Origin of the sequence: Allorhizocola rhizosphaerae (assembly GCF_003426775.1) — a bacterium.
GTDB lineage: Bacteria > Actinomycetota > Actinomycetes > Mycobacteriales > Micromonosporaceae > Allorhizocola > Allorhizocola rhizosphaerae.
Map to the genome: position 1 here is coordinate 1 of NZ_QJUG01000269.1, position 10,294 is coordinate 10,294.

The following is a 10,294-nucleotide window of genomic DNA, read 5'->3' on the forward strand; positions in this document are numbered from 1 at the left end:
GTTGTGGGCCGGGCGGTGGTGAGTGTGCGGCGACCTTGGCGGGGGGTGAAGCGCGAGGTCTGGCTTTGTGTGCGGGGGTGGTGGGCCGGGCGGTGGTGAGTGTGCGGCAAGCGTGGCGGTGGTGAAGGGCCTGGCTGGGCCTGCGGCTTGCTGCCATGGTGCGGATTAACGGAGCTGGTTGGCGACGGCTGTGAGGAGGGTGTCGCACCAATCGGTGAACGGGGCCCTGTCGGCGGCGCGCGTGGGGTGGATGCGGTTGCTGAGGATGACGACGCCGTAGCCGTGGTCGGGCTCGAACCAGATGCGGTTGCCGACGAAGCCCGCTTGGCCGTAACCGGAGACCGACGCTGTTGAGCCGCCGATGCCGCGCGCTGGGTGGAGCCACCAGCCTAGCGCGAACCGCTCCCCATCCGGGTTGGCGGAAACGAAAGGCGGTGGCGCGGGGCCGAGCCACGACTGCGCCGCTGCGGTCACCAAATCGAGCGTGCCGAAGGCACCCGCGTGCCCGGCCACACCGCCCATCGCATAAGCGTTCTCGTCGTGTACCTCGCCGCACACCAGCCGCCCGCGCCAAGGGCACTGCTCCGTGGGCACGGCGGGACCCGGCAGCGGCGCGAACCGCAGCCCGCTCCGGGAAAGCGCCAGCGCGTCGAGGCCGAGCCCGCGCGTTTCCCGCACGAGCTCACCCGCCAGCAGATAGCCGATGTCGCTGTAGTCTGCCCGCCCCGTGAGGGCCACGGGCGACTCCAGCGCCATGGACACGACTTCCTCCCGTGACGCGGCCGTCCGGAAGAACGGAATCGTGGGCGGCAGCCCGGCGGTGTGCGAGAGCAGCTGCCGCACGGTGACCGCACCCACCGGTTTGCCCGACGCCCGCGCCCACACCGACCCCAACGGCGCATCGAGCGGGAGCCGCAGCGCCTCCGGCAGGGTCACGAGCACTTTGGTCAGCGACGCCAGATCCCACCACGCGTCGGCCTCGGCCCGCGCCACCCCACGGGACACGACCCGTTCGGCGGTGAACACGCCGACCCCCACCGCCGGCATCGGAGCCCGCTCCAGCAACGCCTCGAACACCCGCGTGATGTTACAACTTGCCATCGGTACCGGAAATGTTTAACAGGGCAATTGACGAGGACGTAAAGTTTTACCACACTGACGGCGTGATTGGCAGCGATATCGTTTTGCGCCGCGCGGTATGGGCGGAGGGCGCCCTTCGGGGCACGCGCCCCGACGGCGGCGCGCTGCTGTTCGACCACCCCACCGGGACCGCCGAATACCACCACGTGTCCTACGAGACCGCGCGGTGGACGGGCCCGATGGCGGGCGCCGGCTTCCCGGCCACCGAGCTCATCCCGAGCTGGACCGCCGACACACCCGGCGGGAGCTTCATCCGCATCGAGGTCCAGTGCGTCACCCTGTCCGGCACCGCGACCGCGTGGTACAACCTGGGCAACTGGTCGGCGGGCGGCGTGCGCGCCTCCGTCTCCGACCAGAGCGACGCCCACGCCACGGTCGCGGCCGACATGCTGGTCGCCCGCCCCGGCCAGGCCTTCACGTCCTGGCGCACCCGCGTGACCATGTTGCGCCCCAGCGGAACCGACGACGCACCCGCCGTCCGCACGCTCAACGTCATGGCCAGCGCCCTGCCCGCGCCCGGCCGGTGTGTGCCGAGCACTCCCCGCACCGCGCAGGGTGTCGTGCTCGACGTCCCGCCCTACTCCCAAAAGGTGCACAAGGACGGCGCCGCGTGGTGCAGCCCGGCATCGACCGCGATGGTCCTGTCCTACTGGGGTTACGACACCACGCTCGAACAGGCGGCCATCGGCACGTTCGACCATTCCTACCGTGGCTGCGGCAACTGGCCGTTCAACACCGCGTTCGCGGGCCTGTTCGGCGCGAGCGCGTTCGTCACCCGTCTGCGCAGCCTCAACGAGGCCGAGCAGTTCATCGACGCCGGCATCCCGCTGATCGCGTCGGCGTCCTATCACGAGGGTGAGGTGCCGGGGCTGGGCTACCAGACCGGCGGGCACCTGATGGTGATCGCCGGGTTCAGCGACACCGGCCGGCTGGTGCTCAACGATCCGGCCGCGCCGACCAACGAGGCCGTGCGCACGGCGGTCGGCCGCGCCGAGTGGGAGACCGCCTGGCTCAACACCAGCCGCGGTCTGGTCTACGTGATCCACCCGCCGGAGCGCCCGTTGCCCCCGCCCCCGCCCCAGGCCAACTGGTAGGGTGACCCGGCTATGGCGTCCTATTTGGAGGTTCGGGACCTCAACGTCAGGTTTGCCACCGAGGATGGCGTGGTCCGGGCGGTCAACGACATATCGTTCACCGTCGAGCGCGGCCGCACGCTCGGCATCGTCGGCGAGTCGGGCTCCGGCAAGTCGGTGACCAGCCTGGCCGTGCTCGGGCTGCACGATCCGCGGCGCACCACCATCAGCGGCGAGATCCTCGTCGAGGGCCGTAACATCGTCGGCCTTCCCGAGCCGGAACTGCAGCGGCTGCGCGGCCGGGATGTGGCCATGATCTTCCAGGATCCGCTGTCGGCGCTGCATCCGTACTACACCATTGGAAGACAGATTTCCGAGGGGTACCGCGTGCATCACGCGGTGAGCCGCCGGGTCGCGCGGCGCCGGGCCGTGGAATTGCTTGCGCGCGTGGGCATCCCCCAGCCGGACCGGCGTGCCGACCAGTACCCGCACGAGTTCAGCGGCGGCATGCGGCAGCGCGCGATGATCGCCATGGCGCTGGTCAACGATCCGGCCCTGCTCATCGCGGACGAGCCGACGACCGCGCTCGACGTGACCGTGCAGGCCCAGATCCTGGACCTGCTGGCCGACCTGCAGCGTGAGTTCGGCTCGGCGATCATCCTCATCACGCACGACCTCGGTGTGGTCCGGCAGGTGGCCCACGAGGTGCTCGTGATGTATGGCGGGCGAGCGGTGGAGCACGGCGCGACCCAGGACGTGCTGCACGAGCCGATGCACCCCTACACCCTCGGCCTGCTCCAGAGCATGCCGACGCTCGACGGCGACCCGGAGGCTCACCTGGTACCCATTAAAGGAAATCCACCAAGTCTGATCAACCTTCCGACGGGATGCGCGTTTCACCCTCGCTGTCCCTACGCCACCGAGCTGTCCAAAGTAGAGGTTCCGGCGCTGCGCATGCGCAAGCCCGGCCACTATGCCGCCTGCCATCTCGCGGAGCTCCCGTCATGAGCACGACCGAACTCGCCTCGCGCTCGCCGGGACGCCTCGCGTGGATGCGGTTGCGGCGCAACCGGGTCGCGATGATCAGTGCGTACACGCTCATCGTCTTCGGCATGCTCGCAGTGGGCGCACCGCTGATCGAGATGTTGTACGGGATCGGCCCGCAGCAACAATTTCAGCACAAGCTCAACTCGTTCGGCATGCCGCTGGGCTACGCCGGCGGGATCTCCGGCGAACACTGGTTCGGCCTCGAACCGGGCCTCGGTCGCGACATCTTCATCCGCATGATCTACGGCATGCGCACGTCGCTGTTCATCGCGCTCGCGGCCGCGATCGTGACCACGGTGATCGGGGTCGTGCTCGGGATCGTCGCCGGTTACCTGGGCGGCAAGATCGACGCGGTGATCTCGTGGATCATCGACTTGGCGCTCGCCATGCCGTTCCTGATTTTCGCCCTCGCCGTGGTGCCGACCATTGCCTTGCGCTTCTACGGCCCGCGCGAGGAGGTGCCGACCTCGTTCCGGGTGGCCGTGCTGATCCTCGTGTTCGCGGTGTTCGGCTGGACGGGCACGGCGCGGCTGGTGCGCGGTCAAGTGATCTCGCTGCGCGAGCGGGAGTTCATCGAGGCGGCGCGGGCGTGCGGGGCGGGGCTCGGGCACATCCTGTTCCGGGAGCTGCTGCCCAACCTGTGGGCGCCGATCCTGGTGACGTTTTCCCTCGCCGTGCCGTCCTATGTGACCGGTGAGGCGGCGCTTTCGTTCCTGGGCATAGGAATCACCGAGCCGACACCCGACTTCGGCGCAATGATCTTCCGTAGTCTCTCGTATCTGCAAACCGATCCGGCGTACGTGTTCTTCCCCGGTGTGACGATCTGCGCGCTCGTGCTGGCGTTCAACCTGTTCGGTGACGGTCTGCGCGACGCCCTCGACCCCAAGTCTGGTGCCTGATGCTTCGCTTCATCGTCAAACGGCTGCTGTCGGCGGTGCTCACGCTCGTCGCGGTGAGCATCGTGAGCTTCCTGATGTTCTTCGCCCTGCCACGCGACCCGGTGAGCGGGATGTGCCCGAAGAACTGCAACCCCGAGCGTCTGGAGCGGGTCAGGCAGGAGCTCGGGCTGCGCGATCCCAAGCACGAGCAGTATCTGGCGTACATGAAGGGCATCTTCACCGGGCGGGATCTGGGCAGCTCGCAGGGCGGGCGGTGCGACGCTCCCTGCCTCGGATACTCCTATGTGAACAGTGAGGCCGTGACCGACACGTTCTCCCGGGTGCTGCCGGTGACCCTGTCGATCGTCATCCCGGCCGCGATCATCTGGCTCGTCCTCGGGGTCGGTCTGGGCATGATTTCCGCGCTGCGCAAGGGAACCGTGCTCGACCGGGCCGCGATCGGCTTCGCCCTCACCGGCGCGTCCATGCAGCTGTACTTCGTCGGCGCGGTGCTGCAACTGGTCTTTATCTACACGTTGAAGATTCTGCCGGTACCGCATTACACCCCGCTGTTACAAAACCCGCTCGATTGGGCGGGCGGGCTGGTGTTGGCGTGGTTCGCCCTGGCATTCCTGTTTTCGGCCATCTACGCTCGGCTCTCCCGCGCACAGATGCTCGAAACCCTGTCCGAGGACTTCATCCGCACCGCGCGGGCGAAGGGGCTCTCCAAAGGCAGGGTCTACGGCCGGCATGCGCTTCGTGCCGCCATCACACCGATCGTGACCATCGCCGGGCTCGACGTGGGCGGCGCCCTCGGCGGCACGGTGATCACGGAGACGACGTTCGGCCTGCAGGGCCTCGGGCGGACCGCGGTGGACGCGGTGCGCTCCGGAGACCTGCCCACGATCATGGCGACGGTGCTCGTCTCCGCCGCCTTCATCGTGGTCGCCAACATCATCGTCGACCTTCTGTACGCGCTGATCGACCCTCGCGTACGGCTGAGATAGTTCCCCTCTCCCTCCCGGAGGTTCACTCCTGATGTATGCGCGCATAGCAGGGGTCGTCATGCTGTTGGCGGCGGTCACCGCCTGCACCAAGACGACCAACGAAGGCAATAACGTCGACACCAACCGCGTGACGACGGGTGTCATTGCCATGGACCCCAAGGACTCGCGCGGTCCCGCGCCGGAGGTGCCCGGCGCCACCAAGGGCGGCACGCTGACCATCCTGCGCCTGACGAAGATCTCGCACATGGACCCGCAGCGCGTGTACTCGTTCGCGGGCCTGATGAACGCCTCGCTGTACGCCCGCTACCTCACCACGTGGAAGGACGACGGCAAGGGTAACCTCACGCTCGTCGGCGACCTGGCCGAGACCCCGGGCAAGAACGTCAACGGTGACTGCAAGGTCTGGGAATTCAAGCTCAAGAGCGGGCTCAAGTTCGAGGACGGGCGGCCGATCACCTCCAAGGAGGTGGCGTACGGCATCGCGCGCTCGTTCGACCCCGATCTCACGGGCGGGCCGACCTATGTGCAGGAGTGGCTGGCCGACGACCCGCAGTACGACACCAAGTGGGACTTCAAGGCCAACAAGAACTCGCTGCCGCCGGGACTGTCCACACCGGACGCCTCCACCGTCCGGTTCGAGTTCAAGAAGGCGCGTTGCGACCTGCCGTTCGCCGTGTCGCTGCCGGCGAGTGCGCCGCTGCCGCCCGACAAGGACACGGGCGTGAACCTCGACAACATGCCGTTCTCCTCCGGGCCATACAAAATTGCCAAGCACACGGTCGGCGTGGAGTTGGTGTTCGAGCGCAACCCGCATTGGGACCCGGCCACCGATCCGGTGCGGCACGCCTACCCGGACAAGTTCGTGTGGTCGTTTGGCGCGGATGCGGAGGCGGGCGCCAACCGGGTGATCGCGGACAGCGGCCCTGACGCGTCCGCGCTGGCGTGGAACGGCGTCCCGGCCTCGCTGGTGAGCAAGGTCGCGGGCAACGCGGACTACTGGCCGCGCACGCTGATCTCACCCACACCCAGCGCCAACCGGCTGACCATCAACACCCAGCGGGTCAAGGATCTGGCCGTGCGGCAGGCACTCAACTACGCCATCGACCGCGACGGTCTCATCAAGACGCTCGGCGGGGCAACGGTCGCCGCGCCGATGACCACCCTCATGCCGCCCAGCACGCTGGGCTTCCAGTCCTACGACGCCTACCCGGCGGGCAAGAACGGCAACATCGAGGAGGCCAAGAAGCTGCTCGCGGGCAAGACGCCGGAGCTCGTGCTTGCCCACGGCGACAGCAAGACCAGCACCGAGATCGCGACCCAGCTCAAGAGCAACTTCGAGAAGGCCGGGTTCAAGATCACGACCAAGGCCGTGCCGCAAGACTCCACGCTCGACGAGACCAAGAAGAAGGACAACCCGTGGGACCTCTACATGGACTCGTGGGCGGCCGACTGGCCCAGCGGCGCCTCCATCCTGCCCGTGCTGTTTGACGGGCGGACCATCCGCGCCGAGGGCAACACCAACTCGTCCTACTTCAACGACGACGCGCTCAACAAGGAGTTCGACCGCATCCTGCAGCTCGACCCGGTCGCGCAGGCGCCCGAATGGGCCAAACTCGACCAGCGCATCATGAAGGAGCACGCTCCCGCCGTGCCGCTGTATGCCGACGTGGCCTACTTCCTGCACGGCTCGAAGGCCGGCGGCCTTTACGTCTCAAGCGTTTTCGGCTATCCCGCATTCACCAACGCCTACGTGAAATCGTAGGTCTCGCATCAACGGCGCGGTCGCCCGGGTTCACTCGGGTGACCGCGCCTCGCATTGTCCGGGATCCTGCCGTCGGGAGCGGGGAAACGGCCGCGTCATCCGGGATGATGTCGCGGCTGGCGCGCAAACCCCCGCATTGTCCGGGATCCTGCACTCAATCGACCAGCTGCGGACGACAATATCCCCGGATCCTGCGCCGGCTTCTATTGACGGCGGCGCATAGGGTGAGCGCATGGCGAGGCGCTGACCCCGCTCGACGGGCGGCGGGCGTTGCCGTGTCGCGCCACGCGCAGTTCGGTGCGCAGGCGCCGTGCCGCGGTCCTGGGTTGCGGCTCGTCGATCAACGCGTGATCTCCTCTGCTGCGCGTACGCCGCTGCGGATGGCCGCGCCGACTGTGCCGGGGGCGAGGCTGTCGGTGGCTTCGCCCGCGAAATGCAGTGGGCCGCAGGGCTCGGCGAGCGCGGTGCGGAGGCGGGCCGCGCCGGGTGGCTCGGAAGAGTAGCCGCCGCGCGTCCACGGGTCGGCGGCCCAGTCGACGACGTCGATGGTGGTCGGTGGCTCGCCGAGCACTGTGGACAGCGCCTGGATGTCGGCGGATCGGGCTCGCGGGCCGGTGACAAATGCCACCAGGACCGGCTCGTCGGGGCGCGGCGGCCAGAGCACACCCTCGTCGAGCACAAGGTAGCTCATGTCTTTTGGCCACAGGCGTTTGGCGAAGCGCATCAAGACTTTCACACCCGGGTACATCCTCAGCCCGGCGATCGCCTCCCGTTTGGCGGGCGGCAGCTCGGGGCCGAATCCGACGACGCCCGCCTGGAGCACGGCCAGCGGGAGGGTGATCACGGCCTGGCGCGCGGTATAGGTGCGGTCCGCTTCGACGCGCACGCCGCCGTCCGACCACTCGACGTGCGTGACCGGCGCGCCCCGCACGATGGTCACGCCCTCGGCCAGGTATTCGATCAGCCGGTCGAATCCCTGCGCCAGGCGGGAGTTGCGGCCCGTCTCCTCTCCCGCCGCGAGCACCCGCCGCAGGTAGTGCACGCTCAACTCGTCTACATCGGTGCACGCGTCGTTGGCCATGGTCGCCGCGAAGCGCCGGGTCTTCACGCCCGCGCTCCGCTCCCGCAGCAGCTCGCCCAGTGAACGATCGGGCCGATCACCGGACGCCCGCACGGCCCGTATCAGACCCGCGTACTGGACCGCCGCCGGGGCCAGCCAGGGCAGGATCCGGCGGACGCGGCCACGGTCGGCGATCCGGCCGTGCCACGTCGACATCGCCGGCAATGTGGACAGTCCGGCCTCCCGGGCCAGCTCAGCGGTCAGGCCGGTGACCAGTTCGGCGCCGCGCTCCATCGGGAAACCCGCGAACGAGCGGTCCGTGTGCACCCGCCCGCCGATTCTCTCCCGCGCCTCAAGCACGAGCACGTTGCGCCTGCTCAGGCGGCGCGCGGCGGCCAGCCCCGCCGCGCCGGCACCCACCACGATGACATCGGCATCCACGCCAATAGAGTAGGACCATGCGCGCGATCCTCGTCGGGGGCGGCATCGGTTCGGCGCGCACCGGCCGGATCAGCTCCGGGCTGCGCAACCCGGTCGCCGCCGCCCTGCGCGACACGGCGATCCGGCTGATGTCGGCTCGGGCCGCGCTGCGCAACATTGCCAAGATCGCATCGTGGAGCATGGATCCCCTCGGTTCGTCCACGGAATAAGTCACAGAGTCGCAAACTTCGCTCTCCCATTGGCAGCGGCGCCCAGTCCAGATTGGATAGGGCCATCCATCGATTTAGGGGAGCATGAATGTCTCATGTACCTAAGCGCCTGCCGCTGATCGCGGCAGCGGCGATCGTCGCCGTCGCGCTGCTCACCCCCGGTCACGCGGTGGCGGCAAAGACGCTGCCCGGCGCGGTTGTTGGCTCCGGCCCGGCCCCGCTGTACGACCCCAACACCGGATCATCGTTCAGGGCCGCCAGCGCCGCGCAGGCGGATGCGGTCGTCGCCGCATACTGGACGCCCGAAAGGCTCGCCTCGGCCAAGCCGGTCCAGCTGGACGAGGCAGCAATCAAGGCGGCCGCCGCCAAGGCGGAGGTCGCGCTGAGCAAGCCGGCCAAGCCGCTGTACGGCGACGCCCCGGCCGCACCGAGCATCCAGACCGGTGACGTCGGCATCAACGTCAACTTTACCCACGCGGCGGGCAAGGTGTTCTTCCGCAACCCGTCCGACGGCGGCAACTACGTCTGCTCCGGCGGCACGCTCAACACGCCCAAGCAGCGCATCGTCATCACGGCCGGGCACTGCGTGCACGGCGGCAGCGGCCAGACGTGGATGCAGAACTGGGTGTTCTACCCCGGATACCAGAACGGTGAGGGCGCTGCGGGCCGGTTCGCGGCGTACACCTTCTGGACCACGCAAGGGTGGACCAACAACAGCAACTTCAGCTACGACACCGCGTTCGTGCCGACCCACCTCAACCAGTACGGGCAGAAGGTCGTCGCGCGGGTCGGTGGCAACGGCATCATCTACGACCCGGGCCGTCCGTTCGTGACGTCGATCGGATACCCGACACACGTGGGCAACGGTGGCCAGTTGCAGACGTTCTGCCAGGGCACACTGTCGCGGCGTAACGTCTTCAACTCCGACCAGCAGCTCAACTGCAACCTGCGCCGGGGAGCAAGCGGCAGCGTGTGGCTGAAGGACTACGACACCTCGTTCGCGCGGCTCGGCTGGGCCGTGGCCAATTACTCGTACTTCTTCAGCAACGAGGACCCGAGCCCCGCGTTCGGGCCGTACTGGGACACGTGGACCAAGAACGTGCGCGACGCGGCCGAGAACAGCTCGCCGTAAACGTAAAGAGCTGTTTGCTGGCAAATAGCTGACGGAACGAAAACCGCCCGGCAGGGAGTCAAAGCGTTATGCGGAATCACCTGGTAATGCTCACGATGGTGATGGTGAGCGCCTTGACCCTTGCCGGTTGCGGGCGGTCCGACGGGGTCGGAAACGACCCCGCGGCCGCGTTTCCCGGTCGCGCGGTCGCCGTGGCCGCCGCCTGGCAGGCCGCGGCCGCGCAATCGGCCGCCTGGAAAACTCAGCTTGTCGCGCTGCAATCGTTGACGGTGGTGCCGTCGGGCAAACTCCCGGACGATGCGCAATTCCGTGCGGCGCTTACCCTTCCGCGAGACACACCGAGCCCGGCCAAAATCGCGTTGCCCGATGGCGGCAGCGTCACGGCGTCGCTCGTCAGCGCTTCTGCGGCCTTCGGCGAGCTGGGGCGGGCGCGGGGCGGGATACCGTGCGACCCGGGCGCGGGCAGCGGCGCCGGGGTGCCCGCACCGACCAGCACCGACCCAGGCACGGCCGTGGGCGGGCCTGCGGTGCACACGTGCACCCCG

General features: G+C 68.4%; 10 protein-coding genes. 8 read left to right on the top strand and 2 right to left on the bottom strand.

All coding sequences use genetic code 11. The features are described from left to right. Positions 1–165: 165 nt before the first annotated feature. On the bottom strand, positions 166–1,077 hold the full coding sequence (locus tag DM816_RS36315; protein WP_162908186.1) for a serine hydrolase domain-containing protein: 912 nt from the start codon (positions 1,075–1,077) through the stop codon (positions 166–168). Between the two features lie 86 nt (positions 1,078–1,163). Between DM816_RS36315 and DM816_RS36320 the strand changes: the two genes are divergently transcribed. The 5 genes from DM816_RS36320 to DM816_RS36340 are packed head-to-tail and all read left to right on the top strand — an operon-like array spanning position 1,164 to position 6,907. Further along, complete coding sequence (locus DM816_RS36320) at positions 1,164–2,234, top strand: C39 family peptidase (protein WP_246002559.1); 1,071 nt, start codon at positions 1,164–1,166, stop codon at positions 2,232–2,234. A gap of 12 nt (positions 2,235–2,246) precedes the next feature. Continuing rightward, positions 2,247–3,221, top strand: coding sequence for an ABC transporter ATP-binding protein (locus DM816_RS36325; protein WP_117215049.1), 975 nt, complete (start codon positions 2,247–2,249; stop codon positions 3,219–3,221). Next, the gene (locus tag DM816_RS36330) at positions 3,218–4,159 is read left to right on the top strand and encodes an ABC transporter permease (RefSeq protein WP_117215050.1); all 942 of its coding nucleotides are present in this window, start codon (positions 3,218–3,220) and stop codon (positions 4,157–4,159) included. The genes DM816_RS36325 and DM816_RS36330 overlap by 4 nt, the downstream gene beginning before the upstream one ends. Beyond that, positions 4,159–5,145 carry an ABC transporter permease gene (locus DM816_RS36335; protein WP_117215051.1) on the top strand — a complete coding sequence of 329 codons (987 nt, stop codon included), beginning with the start codon at positions 4,159–4,161 and terminating at the stop codon, positions 5,143–5,145. Before DM816_RS36330 ends, DM816_RS36335 begins: the two co-directional genes overlap by 1 nt. A gap of 31 nt (positions 5,146–5,176) precedes the next feature. Beyond that, positions 5,177–6,907, top strand: a complete 1,731-nt coding sequence (locus DM816_RS36340; RefSeq protein WP_117215052.1) for an ABC transporter substrate-binding protein — start codon at positions 5,177–5,179, stop codon at positions 6,905–6,907. 340 nt (positions 6,908–7,247) lie between these two features. Here DM816_RS36340 and DM816_RS36345 read toward each other — a convergent pair whose 3' ends face one another. Then, entirely contained in the window at positions 7,248–8,408 is a 1,161-nt protein-coding gene (locus tag DM816_RS36345; protein WP_162908187.1) for a flavin monoamine oxidase family protein, read from the bottom strand. Positions 8,409–8,425: 17 nt separating this feature from the next. Here DM816_RS36345 and DM816_RS36350 point away from each other — a divergent pair, with 17 nt between their 5' ends. From DM816_RS36350 to DM816_RS36360, 3 genes are all read left to right on the top strand, one after another. After that, positions 8,426–8,617: a hypothetical protein gene (locus DM816_RS36350; RefSeq protein ID WP_117215054.1), complete on the top strand. Its 192-nt coding sequence runs from the start codon at positions 8,426–8,428 to the stop codon at positions 8,615–8,617. Between the two features lie 88 nt (positions 8,618–8,705). After that, positions 8,706–9,749 carry a trypsin-like serine peptidase gene (locus tag DM816_RS36355; protein ID WP_117215055.1) on the top strand — a complete coding sequence of 348 codons (1,044 nt, stop codon included), beginning with the start codon at positions 8,706–8,708 and terminating at the stop codon, positions 9,747–9,749. A 68-nt stretch (positions 9,750–9,817) separates the two neighbouring features. Then, on the top strand, positions 9,818–10,294 hold a 477-nt coding region (locus tag DM816_RS36360; protein WP_211589009.1), incomplete at its 3' end, for a hypothetical protein.

Bases quoted from the DNA above. Each gene is read 5' to 3' on its own strand.
- DM816_RS36335 (WP_117215051.1), top strand. From the start codon at position 4,159: ATGCTTCGCTTCATCGTCAAACGGCTGCTGTCGGCGGTGCTCACGCTC.
- DM816_RS36355 (WP_117215055.1), top strand. From the start codon at position 8,706: ATGTCTCATGTACCTAAGCGCCTGCCGCTGATCGCGGCAGCGGCGATC.
- DM816_RS36330 (WP_117215050.1), top strand. From the start codon at position 3,218: ATGAGCACGACCGAACTCGCCTCGCGCTCGCCGGGACGCCTCGCGTGG.
- DM816_RS36340 (WP_117215052.1), top strand. From the start codon at position 5,177: ATGTATGCGCGCATAGCAGGGGTCGTCATGCTGTTGGCGGCGGTCACC.
- DM816_RS36325 (WP_117215049.1), top strand. From the start codon at position 2,247: ATGGCGTCCTATTTGGAGGTTCGGGACCTCAACGTCAGGTTTGCCACC.
- DM816_RS36350 (WP_117215054.1), top strand. From the start codon at position 8,426: ATGCGCGCGATCCTCGTCGGGGGCGGCATCGGTTCGGCGCGCACCGGC.